Below are 16826 nucleotides of genomic sequence, written 5' to 3'. Positions count from 1 at the left end.
TCGAGGATAACCCAGTATAACGGAAAACCCCGCCACCGCGACAAAATCGACGGCAACGGGGTTCACGCGAGTGCATGAGGCGGCCTTGGGGCCGCGGTCATTACTTGAGCTCGACGGTGGCGCCAGCCTCTTCCAGCTGAGCCTTGGCCTTGTCGGCATCTTCCTTCTTGGCCTTCTCGAGGATGGCCTTCGGAGCGCCGTCAACCATGGCCTTGGCCTCGGCCAGACCAGCGTTGGTGATGGCCTTGACGGCCTTGATGACCTGGATCTTCTTGTCGCCGACGGCGGTCAGGACGACATCGAACTCGGTCTTCTCTTCCTCTTCGGCAGCGGCGGCGGCCGGAGCGGCGGCGACGGCGGCAACCGGAGCGGCGGCCTCGACGTCGAACTTCTCCTCGAAGGCCTTGACGAACTCGGAGAGCTCGACGAGGGTCATTTCACCGAAAGCTTCCAGCAGCTCATCGTTGGTGTACTTAGCCATTGTGGCTTCCTTTCATTCTGGCGGCTACCGGCTTGTGCCGAACTGCCGTCTCAATGTTTTTGTTGTTTTTCCGAGTGGGTTCATGCGGCGAGCCGCATGAGGATCAAGCTGCCTGTTCCTGCTTCTCGCGCAGGGCGTCGATCGTACGCACGGCCTTGGTGGGCAGAGCGGTGAACAGGTACGCGGCCTTGGCCGTCGTAGCCTTGACATCGCCGGCGAACTTGGCGAGCAGCTGCGGGCGAGACATCATGTCCGCCAGCTTGGCGGCAGACTCGCCATCGTAGACGGTGCCATCGGCATAGCCGCCCGAGATAACGAGAGCCTTGTTGGTCTTGGCAAAGTCACGCAGCGTCTTCGCAGCCTCAATGAAGTCGCCCTTCACGAAGGTGATGGCGGTCGGGCCCTTGAGCAGGTCGTCAAGACCCTCAATGCCCGCTTCCTTGGCGGCGATGCGCGCCAGCGTGTTCTTAGCCACAGTGTAGGAAGTATCGCGGCCTAGCTTTTCGCGCAGTTCGGAAACCTGCGGAACGGTAAGCCCGCGGTACTCGGTCAGGTAGACGGCATCAGCGTTACGGAACTGCTCCGTAAGCGCGGCGACCACCACTTCCTTTTCGGGCCTCTTCATGGCGTTCCTTCCTAGATCGGCCGTTGATCCATCCGTTCGGAACGCTTTGGTCAGTATCCGCAGGGCAATAAAAAAGCCCTGCGCACAGGCAGAGCAACATTCGCCGCTTTCGCGGGCCACCCCGTGAAGGGCAACTATCTCTCAACCTGCGCTGGCTTGGCGAACCAAACTTCGTGGAGCATACGCCCCCAACCAACGGTCTGTGGTTTACAAGAATGATAATATACGCGCCGACCACGACAGAGCGCAATCCAGGCGTGTCGAAGGCGTGCCGGCGGCGTGCCGTTGGCGTGAGGTGGCGCGTGGCGCCGGAGGGTTGGTCGAATGCTTGGCACCGCAGCTTTTCGACCACCCCCAGTCCCGCCAGCGGGGGCAGGCAGCGAAGGAATTGGCGTTGAAGGTCAGGCAGGCGCGACAGCCCCCGCCAGCGGGGGCAGGCACCCCGCATCCGGAAGAAGCGCGGCGGTCCGCCCCGGCGCGGCACCGACGCAAAAAGGGCGGAACCCGTGCCATCACGGATTCCGCCCTTATCTGCCATATCGAAAGGCATGCGCGTCACAGTGCGCGCGCCGGCCGCGGCCATAGGCCGCCGCAGCCACAAGGCCGCGAACTACTTCGTGTAGTCCTTGTCCTTGCTCTCCTTGATCAGGAACAGCGCCACGAGCGCCAGCGCGGACATCACGCCGAGGTACCAGCCAAGCGACATGATGCCGTACTTGCCGACCAGCCAAGTGGCGATCGTCGGGGCGAACGCGCCGCCGAAGATCGCGGCGAGGTTGTAGCTCAGGCCGGCGCCGGAGTAACGCACGCTGGTCGGGAACAGCTCGGGCAGGTAGGCGCCGGAGGGGCCGAACAGACCGCCCATCAGCAGGAAGCCGATGCACAGGAACACCATGATCATGGCCACGTTGTGCTGCAGCAGCGCCGGGCATACCAGGCTGAACACGAGCGTCGCGGCGGTGGTGGCGAGCAGCACCTTCTTGCGGCCGGACTTGTCGGCCCACAGGCAGCCGACGATGATGAACGCGGCGAAGAACACCACGGAAACCATCTGCATGCCAAGGTACTCGGGCTCCTTGAAGCCAAGGCCGGTCACGCCGTAGCTCAGCGACCAAGTGCCCAGCGTGTAGAACAGCGTGTAGGTGATGCCCATGGCCACCGTGCCGAGCACGACTTCCTTCCAGTAGGGCAGCAGATCGCGCAGCGGGTGCTTGGATGTGCGCTTCTCCTCGGCGGCCTTCTTGAAGATCGGGGTCTCGCTCATGCGCTCGCGCACGTACAGGCCGACGATCACCAGCACCGCGGAAAGCAGGAACGGGATGCGCCATCCGAAGGAGAGCATCTGGTCATGGGTGAGCGAGGTGGTGAGCAGCAGGTTGATGCCGTACGCGCAGAAGAAGCCGATCGGGGCGCCGAGGTTCGGGAACGAACCGTACAGCGCGCGCTTGTTGGCGGGCGCGTTCTCGGTGGCGACCAGCGCGGCGCCGGACCATTCGCCGGCGAGGCCGACGCCCTGGCAGGCGCGGCAGACGCACAGGATCACGACGGCCCAGGCGCCGATCTGCTCATAGCCGGGCAGCAGGCCGACGACAAAGGTGGAGATGCCCATGGTCAGCAGGGCGATCACCAGTGTCTTCTTGCGGCCCATCTTGTCGCCGAAGTGGCCGAACAGCAGGGAGCCGAACGGACGGGCCAGGAAGGAGACGGCGAAGGTGACGAACGACATCAGCGTGGCCAGCGCCGGGTTGGACTTGGCGACGGAGGTGAAGAAGATCGTGCCGAAATAGCTGGCGGCGGCGATGGAATAGCAATAGTTGTCGTAGAACTCAATGGCCGTGCCGACCATGGATGCGGCGATGATCTCGGGCACGGAATCTTTTTTAACGGTTACTTGTGTATCAGTAGACGCGACTGCACTTGCCGACATGGCGTCTTCCCCTTATTCTCGAACACTTCTCAAGGAAATCTCAAACTGCCGTTGCAATGGGTTGTCCTCAAACGGCGAAAACACACGGGGCGCGCCACACGCTCGCTTCTGGCTGCGGTGACGCACACCGCTGTGCCAATCACCGATAGTGCCCCAGCGCCGTCCGGAATAAAAGAGAGCGCTCACATAGTGAACACCGAACGCTTGGGGAACGTCGGGGGGCACCACGGTTCCGCCAATACAAAAAGCTCCCCCGTCGCCGAGGGAGCTTAGAGCGGTACCCGAGCGTTACGCGAGGAACGCCATCAGGATGAAGTCGAGGACGAACAGACCGGCCACGACCCAGATCACCGGGTGCACCTTGCTCGCCTTCTTCTTGCAGGCCATCACCACGCAGTACATGATGAAGCCGCCGGCGATGCCGTACGAGATCGAGTAGGAGAACGCCATGAACACGGCGGCGAAGAACGCCGGAATGGCCTCCTCGATGTCGCTCCACTCGATTTCCTTCAGCGACGAGGCCATCATGCAGCCGACGATCACCAGCACGCCGGCGGTCGCGGCGGACGGCACGGCGGAGACGATCGGCGAGAGGAACGCGGACAGCGCGAAGCAGATCGCGACGACCACGGAGGTCAGGCCGGTGCGGCCGCCCGCGCCGATGCCGGCGGCGGACTCGACGTACGTGGTGGTGTTCGAGGTGCCGCAGATCGCGCCGATCGACGTGGCGACGGAATCGGCGAACAGGGCGCGGTCCATCTTGGAGGAGAAGCCGTGGCCGTCCTCGAGCGCCTTCTCGTCGGCCTCGGAGAAGATGCCGGTGCGGCGGCCGGTGCCGATGAAGGTGCCGATCGTGTCGAAGGTGTCGGACATGGAGAACGCGAAGATCGTCACCAGCACGAGCGGCAGGCGGGACGGGTCGGAGAACAGCGCCGGGAAGCCGTCGCCGGAGAAGATCGCGCCGAAGGTCGTCGGCAGCTGGGCGAAGGTGTCGGAGATCGACACGGAATCGGACATCGAGGTGACGCCGAACGGGATGCCGATCACGGTGGTGGCCGCGATCGAGATCAGCAGGCCGGCCTTGACCTTGAGCACGGTGAGCACGATCGCCAGCAGCAGGCCGATCAGGAACACCCACAGCACGGGCTTGTTGAGCGTGGCCAGGCCCGGGGTCGCGGCCGTGGCCAGACCCTTGCCGGCGGCCTTGGGGTCGCCGGGAGTGAAGGTGATCAGGCCGACGTTGAGCATGCCGACGTAGGCGACGAACAGGCCGATGCCGCCGCCGATCGCGTGCTGGAGCATCGGCGGGATGGCCTGGATGATCATCTTGCGCACGCGGGTGACGGTGATGAGGATGTTGATCAGGCCGCACAGGAACACCATGCACAGCGTTTCCTGCCAGCTGAAGCCCAGGCCGAAGCACACGGTGTAGGTGAAGAACGCGTTCAGGCCCATGCCGGCGGCCTGCGCGTACGGCACGTTGGCGAACAGGCCCATGATCAGGGTGCCGATGATCGCGGCGATGATGGTGGCGAGGAACACGCCGCCCCACGGCATGCCCGTCTGGCTCAGGATCTGCGGATTGACGACGATGATGTAGCTCATCGCGAAGAACGTGGTCAGACCGGCGGTGATCTCCGTCGACACGGTCGTGCCGTTCTCCTTGAGATGGAAGAACTTCTCCATAGACTTCTCTTCTTCTTCCTTGTTTCTTGGGTTGTGCGGGGCGCTGGCCCCGGCGAGAATTGCGACTCGCCCGAAGTGATGCACGGAATACCTTCGAACGAGGTTCACCATATCATCACATGGAGTCAGGCAGGTTACGCCAAGAGCATGGCCCCTACAACGCGGAAAACCCCGCACAAGGCGGGGTTTTCGCGCACGGCTGTGAGTTGTCTGTTGAACCGATCGAGTCCTGCAACAGCGGACTTGCCTCCGCCAAGACTCAACCTGTCCTCGATCGGCTACCGCCTCACTCGGACTGATCCTACGGACAATCCACTGGATTGTCCGCTTAACGGATCAGCCAAAGCGGCCGGAGACGTAGCGCTCGGCTTCTTCGTTCTGCGGGTTGTTGAACATCGTGGTGGTGTCGGTGAAGTACTCGAGGTGACCGGGCTGGCCGACGGCCTTGAGGTTGAAGAAGGCGGTGAAGTCAGCGATACGGGCGGCCTGCTGCATGTTGTGCGTCACGATCACGATCGTGTAGTCGCCCTTGAGCTCCTGGATCAGGTCCTCGACGGCGAGCGTCGAGATCGGGTCGAGCGCGGAGCACGGTTCGTCCATGAGCAGCACCTGCGGGTGCACGGCCACGGCGCGCGCGATGCACAGACGCTGCTGCTGGCCGCCGGACAGGCCGATGCCCGGGTTGTCGAGACGGTCCTTGACCTCGTTCCACAGGTTCGCGCCGCGCAGCGCCCACTCGACCAGATCGTCGGCGTCGGACTTGGCGAGCTTGCGGTTGTTGAGCCGCACGCCGGCAAGCACGTTCTCGCGGATCGACATCGTGGGGAACGGGTTCGGGCGCTGGAACACCATACCGACGTCGCGGCGCACGGACACCGGGTCCACGTCCTTGTCGTACAGGTTCTTGCCCTCGAGCAGCACCTCGCCCTTGACGTGGGCGCCGGGGATGATCTCGTGCATGCGGTCGAGCGTGCGCAGCACGGTCGACTTGCCGCAGCCGGACGGGCCGATGAACGCGGTGACCTTGTTGGGTTCGATATTGAGGTTCACATCCTCCACGGCCAGGAAGTCGCCGTAGTAGATGTTCAGATGGTTGACATCAATGCGCTGTCCCATGTGATTTCCTTATGTTTTCCTTGGGTCCTAGTAGTGGATGGTTAGCGTTCCGACTTCACGGCGAAGACCTTCGCCACGAGGCGTCCGATGAGGTTCAGGATGAGCACGATCAGGATCAGCACGAGGGCGGCGGCCCACGAGCGTTCCATCGGGATCGTGGTCACGCAGCTCGCGTCGGCGTTGGCCGGGCAGGTCGCGTTGAGCTTGGAGTACTCCTGATACACATACACCGGCAGCGTGGTCATGCGCCCCGAGAACAGGTTGACGTTCGTCGAGTTGATGTAGCCGGCCGTCATGAGCAGCGGCGCGGTCTCGCCGATCACTCGCGCGATGGCGAGGATCGCGCCGGAGACGATGCCCGGCAGCGCGGTGCGCAGCACGATCTTGGTGATGGTGCGCTGCTTGGTGACGCCGAGCGCGTAGGAGGCCTCGCGCAGGTCGCCGGGAACGATCTTGAGCATTTCCTCGGAGGACTTGACCACGGTCGGCAGCATGAGCAGCGAGAGCGCCACGGAGCCGACGAAGCCGTTGACGGTGCCCGGTCCGACCAGGATCGTGAACATCGAGTAGGCGAACAGGCCGGCGACGATGGACGGGATGCCGCTCATCACGTCGACGAGCAGGGTGATGGTCTTCGCCAGCTTGCCGCGGTTGGAGTACTCCACCAGATAGACCGCGCACATCAGGCCGATCGGGATGGAGATGACCATGGCGCCGAAGGTGATCTCGAGCGTGCCGATGATCGCGTGCAGGATGCCGCCGTAGCCGCCGGACGGGGTCGGGTTGCCGCCGACCACGCCGGTCATGTTGTAGCCCAGGAAGTTGAGGTTCAGGCGCTTGATGCCGTTGGCGATGGTCGTCCACAGCACGGAGACCAGCGGGATGCAGGCGATGACGAAGGCGAGCGCGATGAACACGCGCATGACCATGTCCTTGCGCTTGCGGGAGGCGACGAACGAGCGGGTCGGCTTGAACTTGTCGAAGTCGATGACGGGGGCGCCGTCCATGGCGGACTTGGGGGTTTGCGTTGCTGCGGACATCACGCCACCTTCTTATCGGTGATCCTGCGGGCGATGTAGTTCACCACGAAGGTGATAAGGAACAGCACCAGGCCGGTGCCGATCAGCGTGGACACGCCCAGATCGTTGGCTTCGGGATACTGCGCCGCGATGTTGGCGGCGATGGTCTGGTTCTGCGAGGCCTGCAGCAGCTTGATCGAGTAGTTGAGGCCCGGGGACAGGATCATGAGCACGGCCATCGTCTCGCCGAGCGCGCGGCCGAGGCCCAGCATGGACGCGGACACGACGCCGGACTTGCCGAACGGGATCACGGCCAGCTTGACCATCTCCCACTTCGTGGCGCCGAGCGCGAGCGCGGCCTCCTCCTGCAGGCGCGGGGTCTGCAGGAAGATGTCACGCGACAGCGAGGTGATGATCGGCAGAATCATGACGGCCAGCACCAGCGAGACGGTCGCGACGGTGCGCGACGGGTTCGCGGCCGGCCCTTGGAACAGCGGGATCCAGCCAAGATACTTGGCGACCCAGCTCCAGAACGGATAGATGGCCGGGACCAGCACCAGGCCGCCCCACAGACCGTAGATGACGGAGGGGATGGCGGCGAGCAGGTCGACCACATAGCTCAGCGCGGTGGCGAGCTTCTTGGGCGCGTAGTGGGAGATGAACAGCGCGATGCCGAGGGAAACAAAGAACGACACCAGCAGCGCGAGCGCCGAGATCAGCACGGTGCCGAACAGCAGCGGACCGACGTAGCCCCAGAAATTCGTGGCCTTGCCGCCGGTGAAATCGGAAATGGTCTTGCTGTTGGCGCTCTGATCGCCGCCGATGAGCGGCCACGCGCGGAACAGCAGGAACAGGGCAACTGCGGCGAGCACTACGAGAATAAGGATGCCGCAGGCATAGGCAATGCCCTTGAACACCTTGTCGGCGGTTTTGCCACCGACCGGCTGCTGCGCCGTCTTGTCTTGCGAACTCACAGGTTCTCCTTCGTGTGACAAGTACTGTCAAATACCTTAGTGACCATCGTAATGCCCACCGGGCTTACCCGCGTTTCAGGCCGCAGCCACGCTCGGCGGCTGCGGCCTGAAACTTCGTCAGGATTCCCGGAAGGGAGTCGATGGGATGATCACTCGGTCTTGATGGCCTCGATGGACTTGGTGATCTTGCTGGTCAGCGAGCTCGGCAGCGGGGCGCTGCCTGCGGCCTGGGCGGCGGCCTTCTGGCCGGCGTCGCTGGTCACGTAGGTGAGCCAGGACTTGACGAACTTCGCGGTGGAGGCGTCCTTGTAGGCCGGGCACGCGATGTCGTAGGAGACCAGGACGATCGGGTAGGCGCCGTCGGCCTCGGTGGCGTGGTTGATCTTGACGACCACGCGGTTGTCGCCCTTGGCGTCGGCGTCGAGCTCGGAGTCGTCGATCACCTTGGAGCCGGCCTCGGCCGAGATCTCGCTGTACTTGTCGCCGACCTTGACGGCCACGGTGCCCAGATCGCCGACCTGGGAGAAGTCGGCGTAGCCGATGGTGCCGTCGGCCTGCTTGACGGTGGAGATCACGCCGGAGGTGCCCTTGGCGCCCTGGCCGACCTCGTTCGGCCAGTTCTCGGACAGGTCATAGCTCCAGGCGTCGGGGGCCTGGTCCTTGAAGTAGCTCACGAAGTTCTGGGTGGTGCCGGACTTGTCGGAGCGGTGCACCACGGTGATCGCGGTGGCGGGCAGGTCGAGGTCCTTGTTCTGGTCGGCGATGGCCGGATCGTTCCAGGTGGTGATCTTGCCGTCGAAGATCTTGGCGATGGTGGCGGCGTCCATGTTGATGTGCTTGCCGGCGTCGGACACGCCCTTGAGGTTGAAGACCACGGCGATCGGGGAGATGTAGACCGGGACGTCGAAGGCCTGGCCGGAGGCGCAGACGCTCTTGGACTGCTCGATCTCGTCGTCGGCGAGGGCCTTGTCGGAGCCGGCCCACGCGGTGGCGCCGGTCAGGAAGGTCTTGACGCCGGCGCCGGAGCCGGAGGGCTCGTAGGAGATCTTGGCGTCCGGGTTGCTCTCGTTGTAGCCGGCGATCCACGCGTCGACGGCGGCCTGCTGCGAGGAGGCACCGGCACCCGCGAAGTTGCCGGAGATGGACTCGGTCTTGGAGCCGCTGTCGGTGCTCGACGCATCGGTGGAGGCGGTGTTGTCGCCGCAGGCGGCGAGGGAGGCCATCATCACCAGACCGGAGACCGCGGCAAGGGAACGAATCAGAACATTATTACGCATAATTCTCGTTTTCCTCTGTCTATCAACTTTCTGACGGCTCTCATTCAGCCGCCAATCTTTCGACAGCTTCTAGCCTATGGGGCATTCGGAGGGTTCCGAGACGAAATCGGTGAACGGAAGATGAACAATGTTCAATCAATTCGACTACGCCCCGACTACGTCGTTGTAGCCGGGGCGTGAGGTGACGGGGGCAGGGAGGGGAGGCGGCTATTCCGCCGGCTCGTCGATCTTGTATCCCAGACCGCGCACGGTGGTCAGGTAGCGGGGATGGGCCGGATCGACCTCAATCTTGGAACGCACGCGCTTGACGTGCACGTCGAGCGTCTTCGTGTCGCCGACGTAGTCCGAGCCCCAGATGCGGTCGATGAGCTGGTGGCGGGTCATCACGCGGCCCTTGTTCTGCATGAGGTATTCCAGCAGCTCGAACTCCTTGAGCGGGAAGAACACGGTCTCGCCGCGCACGCTCACCTGGTGCTGGCCGACCTGCATGGCGATGTCGCCGCACACGAGCGGGATGTCGTCGTCGACGGCGCCGGCCGATTCGGAGACCGCCTGGTTGCGCCGCATGACCGCGCGGATGCGGGCGAGCAGCTCGCGGAACGAATACGGCTTGGTCACGTAGTCGTCGGCGCCGATCTCCAGACCGACGACCTTGTCGATCTCCGCGCTTTTGGCGGTGAGCATGATGATCGGGACGCGGCTCTGCTCGCGGATGCGGCGGCACAGCGCGGTGCCGTCGATGCCGGGCAGCATCAGATCGAGCAGCACCAGATCGATGCCGCCCTTGGTGAACAGCTCCAAACCCTCCTCGCCGGTGGCCGCCGCAGACACGTCGTATCCCTCGCGGGTGAGCTGATACACCAGTGGCTCACGGTATGATTCCTCATCCTCGACGATAAGAATTCGCGTCATGTCTGCCTTTCTCTGTCAATCCTTGGCGCGTCCCGCCACCGCGGGTCCCGCAGGTCCCGCGATTCTCGTACTGCCATTATCGTAACCGGTCAGTAACGCGACGATGGCGATTCGCACCAACTACGTACTTTATCAAGCGGGGTTCGTCTCGGTTCCGGACTCGGCGCCGGACGCGGTTCCGGATTCGGCGCCGGATTCGCGGGCGGGAAGCTCGATCGTGAACGTCGACCCCTCGCCCTCCCTGGACCACACGGAGATCGTGCCGCCGCATTCCTGCACGCAGTGCTTGGTGATCGCCAGCCCCAGCCCGGAGCCGCCGGTGGCGCGCGATCGCGCCGGATCGACGCGGTAGAACCGCTCGAACACGCGGCCGAGCGAGGCCTGGGGAATGCCGATGCCCTGGTCGACCACGCGGATCGTCACCTTCCCGTCGCGCTGGGCCACGCCGACGCCGACAACCGTGTGCTCGGGCGAATAGTGGATGGCGTTCTCGACGAGGTTCTTGACCGCGGTTTTCAGCGACTCCGCGTCGGCCATCACCGTGACGTCGGGGCCTTCCGGCGCGGCGCCCCCCTCCCCCGCGGCGAGCGGTACCGGCTTGCCGGCGAAGGTGAGGCGGATGTCGATGTGCTTGGCGTCGGCCTGCACCTGGTTCTCGCCGATCGCGGCGCGCACCACGCCCATCGTCGACACCGGCTCCGACGCCACCATGCCGTCCATGGACTGCGCCTTCTGCAGATCGATCAGACGATGGACGAGCTCGGTCAGGCGGCCGGACTCCTTGGCCACGCGCCCCGAGAAGTAGCGCACCGCGTCCGGGTCGTCGGCGGCGTCCGAAATGGTCTCGGCGAGCAGCGAGATGGCGCCGGCCGGCGTTTTCAGCTCGTGGGAGACGTTGGTGACGAAATCGCGGCGCATCGCCTCGAAACGGCGCTGCTCGCTCATGTCGGCGAGAAAGACCGCGTACAGCCCGTCGGCCACCTCGCCGATCCGCACGCGCAGGTACAGCGTGTCGGAGGGGACCGGCTTGCCGGCCTGCACGCCGCGGCCGGTCATCGCGTCCGCCCGCTCGCGGCGGCTTCTCGGGTCGACGGGCAGCTGGATCTCCCGTTCGCGGGTCTGCCCGTCGCCGACGACCAGCCGCAGGATCTCGCCGATCTCGTCCAGAATCAGCCGGTCGCGGCCGACTAGGCCGAACACGCGGGCACCGGGACTGGCATAGCGCACATGGCCGGACGCCTCGCACATGATCATGGAGTCCGGCATCGCGTCGACCAATCCCCGCTCCAGCGTGCGCACGGGTACGTCGTCGCCGAACAGGGATCTGCCGTCGGGATCGTCGTTGTTCCCCGCGGCCGCCGTCTCGCCGGTCTCCCGGCCGATCAGGTACGCTACGACAACAATCGCAACCACTGCCGCGATGATGAGCACCACTGCGACGTATTGCCACCAAGCCATCAGACGCCTCCTTATGAACCTCCGTGGTTCATCAGCGTAGCCGCGTATGGCCGCAAACCCACCGGCCGACTACGTAAGTTCGCCAGCTGTTCATCTTAGGCCCTGTTGCGCGTCGCGGCACATGCCCCGCAAGGCGTTACAGGCGCTTGACGATGTCGATGGCGAGGCGCGCCGCGGTGTCGGCGTATTCGGAGATGTCGAACTCGCGGAACACCTCGTATTCGGTGTCGGCGTTGTCGGAGAGCGCGCGGATCACCAGCGCGGGCACGTCGTTGCGCGCCGCCACATGCGCCACGGCGGCGCCTTCCATCTCCACCGCGTCGGCGCCGGTGTCGTGCACGACCTTGCGCGTGAGCTCGTCGCCCTCCACGAAGTAGTTGCCCGTGGCGATGATGCCGGTGATGTGCGTGATGCCCATGTCGTTCAGCGCCTCGCCGGCGATGGCGAGCAGGTGGTCGTCGGAGTGGAACTCGGTGACCGGCTCGGCCTCGGTGCCGGGCTTCCACTGGCCGACCAGGCGCATGTCGGTGTCCAGATAGCGCAGCGTGCCGCCGAGCACCACGTCGTTGACGTGCAGGTTCGGGTTGAGGTTGCCGGCGATGCCCGTGAAGATCACCGCGTCGGGGCGGTATCCGTCGATGAGGCGCTGCGTGGTGGCCGCCGCGTTCACCAGTCCCATGCCGCCGACCGTGGCGACGACGGCGATGGTCTCGCCGCTGGCGGCGGTCAGCGTGCCGCGCGACACGTCGAGGCTGGCGCCGGTGTCATGCTCCACGTCGTTCAGGGACTTGGCGATCAGCGCGACCTCTTCGGTCATCGCGCCGATGATGGCGATGGTGTGCATGGGGTTCCTTTCCGTTTCCATACCATGGGTCAGTTAATTCGTGTAATTCGTGGCCGGTTCGGGTTGGTTCGGGGGCGCCGGAGTCCGGCGCCGCGCTACCGCCAGCGGCGTTCGCTGACGGCGGCCGCCAGCTCGCGCAGCAGCGCGGCGGTCTCGTCCCAGCCGATGCACTTGTCGGTGATCGACTTGCCGTAGACGAGCTGGTCGAGCGGCGCCGCCGGCTGGTTGCCGCCCTCGATGAAGCTCTCCATCATGATGCCGGTGATGCCCTGCTCGCCGGCGGCGATGCGGCGCGCGATATCGCGTACGACCTCGGCCTGGCGGTGCTCGTCCTTGCCGGAGTTGCCGTGCGAGCAGTCGATGATCAGGCCGTGGGCGGCCGCGGAATCGGCCGGCATCATCGCGCGCACGTCGTCCATCGCCTTCGCCACGGACGCGGCGTCGTAGTTCGGCCCGTACACCGAACCGCGCAGCACGACGTGGCAGTCGGGGTTGCCGAGCGTCTCGACCGCGCAGGCGCGGCCAAGATGGTCGATGCCGAAGAAGGTGTGCTGCTGCGCGGAGGCGAAGCATCCGTTGACCGCGGCCTTGACCGACCCGTCGGTGGCGTTCTTGAAGCCGATCGGCATCGACAGTCCGGAGGCGAGCTGGCGGTGCACCTGGCTTTCGGTGTTGCGCGCGCCGATCGCGCCCCAGCTGACCGCGTCGGCGATGAACTGCGGGCTGGTCGGCTCGAGGAACTCCGTGGCGGCGGCCAGGCCCTCGCCGAGCACGCCGAGCAGGGTCTTGCGCGCGAGCAGCAGGCCCTTGCGGATGTTGTGGGTGCCGTCGATGTCGGGGTCGTTGATCAGGCCCTTCCAGCCGACGGTGGTGCGCGGCTTTTCGAAATACACGCGCATGATGATGAGCAGCTCGCCGTCGAGCTCGTCCATGAGGCCGGCGAGCCGGTGCGCGTAGTCGAGCGCGGCGGCCGGGTCGTGCACGGAGCACGGGCCGACGATCACGAGCAGGCGGTCGTCCTGCCCGTACAGGCAGGCGCGGATCTCGTCGCGCGAGTAGGCGACGATCTCCTGGGCGGCCGCGTCGAGCGGCTGTTCGGCGAGCACCTGGGCCGGGGTCGGCAGCGGTTCGAGTTCCACGACGCGGCGGTTGATGATGCGCTCGACGCCGACCTCGTCCTCCCACCGGGGCACGTCGGTGACGACGAGCGGATTCTTGCCCTCGCGCATCGCCTGGCGGATCGCCCTCAGCTCTTCCGGCGTATTCAACGGCTGCGGGCCGACATGCCACTGGCTGTCATCGGGCATCCGCCCGGGCGCCTGCCCGGGAACGGCCCCGGCGTTCCCGCTCTTCTGCTGCTGCATGCTGATTCTCCTTGGGACATGGTCTTCACCAAGGATAAGGGCCCGCGGGAACAAATGCGCAATCAGCGCGCAGCGGCGGTGCGGCGGGCCTCGACGGCATCCGCCAGCGTGTGCAGCAGCTCGTCGGTGCGGTCCCACGGCACGCAGGCGTCGGTCACGGACTGGCCGTACACCAGCTGGTCGAGCGGCGCCGGCTTCTGGTGCCCGGCCTTGAGGAAGCTCTCCATCATCACGCCGAGAATGCCCGGCTCCCCGGCGGCCACGCGGGAGGCGATGTTCTCGATGACCTCGGCCTCGACGTTCTCGTCCTTGCCGCAGTTGCCGTGCGCGGCGTCGATCACCAGACCGTACTCGCTCGGGCCGGAGGCCTTCGAGCGCTTCAGCGCCTCCAGCGCCTCGGCCACGGACTGCGGGTCGTAGTTCGGGCCGTGGCTGGAGCCGCGCAACACCAGATGGCAGTCCGGGTTGCCCTTCGTCTCGGCCGAGATCACCCGGCCGTCGAGGTTGATCGACAGGAAATGATGCTCGAAGCCCGCGGCGTAGCAGGAGTCGGCCGCCGGCTTGATCGAGCCGTCGGTGGCGTTCTTGAAGCCGACCGGCATCGACAGGCCGGAGGCGAGCTCGCGGTGCACCTGCGATTCGGTGTTGCGCGCGCCGATGGCGCCCCAGCTGATGAGATCGCAGATGTACTGCGGGGTGATCGGGTCGAGCCACTCGGTCGCGGTCGGCAGCCCCAGGTCCAGCACGTCGGTGAGCACCTTGCGCGCCAGCCACATGCCCTTGCGGATGTTGAAGCGGCCGTCGAGGTCGGGGTCGTTGATCAGGCCCTTCCACCCGACGGTGGTGCGCGGCTTCTCGAAGTACACACGCATGACGATCATGAGCCGGCCCCTGAGCTCCTCGTTGACCGCCGCAAGCTTTTCGGCGTATTCGTGCGCCGCCTTCGGATCGTGGATCGAGCACGGGCCGACGATCACCAGCAGGCGGTCGTCGCGGCCGTGCAGCACGTCGCGGATCTCCTGGCGCGAGCGCAGCACCAGATCGCTCATCGCGTCGGTGAGCGGCAGCTCCTTGAGGAAATACCGCGGCGCCGGGATCGGATCGAGCTGACGGATGTTCACGTCCACCGTCTCGGGGAAGACGGCGTGCTCATCCAATCGCCGTGCATCCTCGGAACTGCTCGGACCGCGAAGACCTGCCATCGTACCCTGCTCCTCCCGCTCGCGCGCCCGTGGCGCGCCGACTCATCGTACCGAACACAGCGTAGTTGATACCCCCCGCGATGGCAAACCCCGGTTGCATCGTGGGACGGCGGGGCCGTGGGGGCGCGCCGCGCCGCGCGGCACGCGCGCATGGGCGGCTCGCTCAGGCGAGCAGCTCGCGTATGCGCGCGTGCTGATCCTCGGTGAGCTGCACGGCCGGCTCGCGGATCAGCGTGGAGATCGGCAGCCCCTTGGCGGCGACCGCGCCCTTGATCGCGGCGATGAACAGGTCGGACACGTCGTACAGCGCCATCAGGTGGCTGACGCGCCGCGCGGCCTCGATGGCCACCGCATAGGCGCCCGATTCGTAGGCCCGGTGCATCAGGCCGAAGGTCTCCGGCTCGACGTTGGTCAGGCCGCAGATCACGCCGGCACCTCCGGACACGCGGTTGACCAGATAGTATTCGTCGAATCCGGAGAACACGGCGAAGCGCGGGTTGACCCGGTGCACGGCGCGGATGATCCGGCGCGTATGGCTGATCGTGTCGACGGTGTCCTTGATGCCGACGATGGTCGGATGCTCGGCCGCGAGTTCGGCGACCAGCTCGGGGCTCAGGTCGGAGCCGGTGCGCGCCGGGAAATTGTAGAGGATCACCGGCAGGTCGCTCGCCGAGGCGACCGCGCCGAAGAAACGCTTCGCGGCCTGTTCGGACGGGCCGAAGTAGTACGGGGAGACGACGACCAGACCGTCCACGCCGGCCGCCTCCGCGCAACGGGCGAAGTCCACGACCTTGCCGAGATCCGTGTCGCCGACGCCGGCGAACACCTTGATGCGCCCGGCGACGTGCCGCACGGCGAATTCCACCGCCCGCTCCTTGACCTCGAGCGGGAACGCGTAGAATTCGCCGATACTGCCGAACAGCAGCACGCCGTTGACGCCGGCCTCGATCAGGTGGTCGAGGTGGCGGCCCCACAGCTCGTAGTCGATGGAGCCGTCGTCCGCCGTGACGGTGATGGAGGGGCAGATCACGCCGGAGAAGTACGGTTCCGCGCCGTTCGCGGAGTCGTCCGTCGAAGTCGGCAGTGAGTGGTTGGTCATGATACGTTCCTTTCGTTACGGTCCTGCGGCCGGTATGAGTCAGTCGGCGCCGCGCTCCGGCGGCACCGCATCGATGCCGTAGGCGCGGCGCGCGTTGCCGAGGAAGAAGTCCTCGTCGTCGCCGAACAGCTCGCGCATGAGCCGCAGGTGGTCGGCGAGCGTGGAATTCAGGCCGACGACCGGCCAGTTGGAGGCGTACAGCAGCTTCTTCGGATCGAACACCGCGCGCACGTACGCGACGACATCGGGGTCGACCGGGTCGTCACCGGAGATCTTGACGTACGCGTTCGGCAGCTCGGCCATATCCGCGAGCGCGCGCTTCGATGCGTCGTCCGGCCCCGGCACGTTGCCCATGTGGTCGATGATTACCGTGACCTCGGGCACCTCCCGGAACACGCCGACCATGTCGGGCAGCTCGCCGGCGCGGTTGCACAATTCGAACGGCATGCCGCGCGCGGCGAGCAGCTCGAGGCCTTCGATGAAGTCCCGCTCGCGGCACCGCCCCCGCGGCTGCGAACCGATGTGCAGGGGCTCGCGGATGCCGTCGGCGGCGTCGGGCAGCGGCATGCCGGCCGACAGCCGCGCGCGCAGCATGCGCTTGAGGATCAGCGGGGAGGGGTTGGCCGCAATCAGCCGGTTCTCGAGCCCGGGGTCGGCCGCGTCGACCTCCACGTACACCGCGCCGCGGAAGTCGACGCCGAGCTGATCGTAGGCGGCGGCCAGATCGTCGATCGTGTAGCGTTTTCGCAGCCGTGGCAGGCCATCGAGCCACGGCAGCCGCTGCACCGCCGGGTCCCAGACGTGGACGTGCGAGTCGATGATGCGCAGTGTCATGGTGGGCC

General features: G+C 65.7%; 15 protein-coding genes. All 15 read right to left on the bottom strand.

Annotated features, from left to right (window positions below; translation table 11 throughout):
- Positions 1–100: 100 nt before the first annotated feature.
- Positions 101–481, bottom strand: a complete 381-nt coding sequence (rplL, locus tag BBSC_RS02265) for a 50S ribosomal protein L7/L12 (RefSeq protein WP_033516624.1) — start codon at positions 479–481, stop codon at positions 101–103.
- 103 nt (positions 482–584) lie between these two features.
- On the bottom strand, positions 585–1106 hold the full coding sequence (gene rplJ, locus BBSC_RS02260) for a 50S ribosomal protein L10 (protein ID WP_033516625.1): 522 nt from the start codon (positions 1104–1106) through the stop codon (positions 585–587).
- A 610-nt stretch (positions 1107–1716) separates the two neighbouring features.
- Positions 1717–3033 carry an MFS transporter gene (locus tag BBSC_RS02255; RefSeq protein ID WP_033516626.1) on the bottom strand — a complete coding sequence of 439 codons (1317 nt, stop codon included), beginning with the start codon at positions 3031–3033 and terminating at the stop codon, positions 1717–1719.
- Between the two features lie 288 nt (positions 3034–3321).
- The gene (locus tag BBSC_RS02250) at positions 3322–4719 is read right to left on the bottom strand and encodes an NCS2 family permease (protein ID WP_033516628.1); all 1398 of its coding nucleotides are present in this window, start codon (positions 4717–4719) and stop codon (positions 3322–3324) included.
- Between the two features lie 336 nt (positions 4720–5055).
- Positions 5056–5835: a phosphate ABC transporter ATP-binding protein PstB gene (pstB, locus tag BBSC_RS02245; RefSeq protein WP_033516630.1), complete on the bottom strand. Its 780-nt coding sequence runs from the start codon at positions 5833–5835 to the stop codon at positions 5056–5058.
- Positions 5836–5876: 41 nt separating this feature from the next.
- Positions 5877–6875, bottom strand: a complete 999-nt coding sequence (gene pstA / locus BBSC_RS02240) for a phosphate ABC transporter permease PstA (RefSeq protein WP_033516632.1) — start codon at positions 6873–6875, stop codon at positions 5877–5879.
- Positions 6875–7828, bottom strand: coding sequence for a phosphate ABC transporter permease subunit PstC (gene pstC, locus BBSC_RS02235; protein ID WP_033516634.1), 954 nt, complete (start codon positions 7826–7828; stop codon positions 6875–6877). The genes pstA and pstC overlap by 1 nt, the downstream gene beginning before the upstream one ends.
- Positions 7829–7977: 149 nt before the next feature.
- Positions 7978–9105 (bottom strand): phosphate ABC transporter substrate-binding protein PstS, encoded by a 1128-nt coding sequence (pstS, locus tag BBSC_RS02230; RefSeq protein WP_033516636.1) that lies wholly within the window; start codon positions 9103–9105, stop codon positions 7978–7980.
- A 207-nt stretch (positions 9106–9312) separates the two neighbouring features.
- Positions 9313–10017: a response regulator transcription factor gene (locus BBSC_RS02225; protein WP_033516638.1), complete on the bottom strand. Its 705-nt coding sequence runs from the start codon at positions 10015–10017 to the stop codon at positions 9313–9315.
- Positions 10018–10149: 132 nt separating this feature from the next.
- Complete coding sequence (locus BBSC_RS02220) at positions 10150–11475, bottom strand: sensor histidine kinase (protein WP_033516639.1); 1326 nt, start codon at positions 11473–11475, stop codon at positions 10150–10152.
- A gap of 136 nt (positions 11476–11611) precedes the next feature.
- Positions 11612–12319 (bottom strand): 5'-methylthioadenosine/S-adenosylhomocysteine nucleosidase, encoded by a 708-nt coding sequence (gene mtnN / locus BBSC_RS02215; RefSeq protein ID WP_033516640.1) that lies wholly within the window; start codon positions 12317–12319, stop codon positions 11612–11614.
- Between the two features lie 95 nt (positions 12320–12414).
- Positions 12415–13626 carry a 3-deoxy-7-phosphoheptulonate synthase gene (locus BBSC_RS02210; protein ID WP_033516677.1) on the bottom strand — a complete coding sequence of 404 codons (1212 nt, stop codon included), beginning with the start codon at positions 13624–13626 and terminating at the stop codon, positions 12415–12417.
- Positions 13627–13745: 119 nt separating this feature from the next.
- Positions 13746–14885: a 3-deoxy-7-phosphoheptulonate synthase gene (locus BBSC_RS02205; protein WP_033516643.1), complete on the bottom strand. Its 1140-nt coding sequence runs from the start codon at positions 14883–14885 to the stop codon at positions 13746–13748.
- A 163-nt stretch (positions 14886–15048) separates the two neighbouring features.
- The gene (locus BBSC_RS02200; RefSeq protein WP_046725972.1) at positions 15049–15984 is read right to left on the bottom strand and encodes a dihydrodipicolinate synthase family protein; all 936 of its coding nucleotides are present in this window, start codon (positions 15982–15984) and stop codon (positions 15049–15051) included.
- 39 nt (positions 15985–16023) lie between these two features.
- Positions 16024–16818: an amidohydrolase family protein gene (locus BBSC_RS02195; RefSeq protein WP_033516645.1), complete on the bottom strand. Its 795-nt coding sequence runs from the start codon at positions 16816–16818 to the stop codon at positions 16024–16026.
- Positions 16819–16826 lie beyond the last annotated feature (8 nt).

Source organism: Bifidobacterium scardovii JCM 12489 = DSM 13734 (assembly GCF_001042635.1).
Lineage (GTDB): Bacteria > Actinomycetota > Actinomycetes > Actinomycetales > Bifidobacteriaceae > Bifidobacterium > Bifidobacterium scardovii.
Note: the sequence above shows the minus strand (reverse complement) of the source record. Positions and strands in the feature narration are given on the sequence as shown.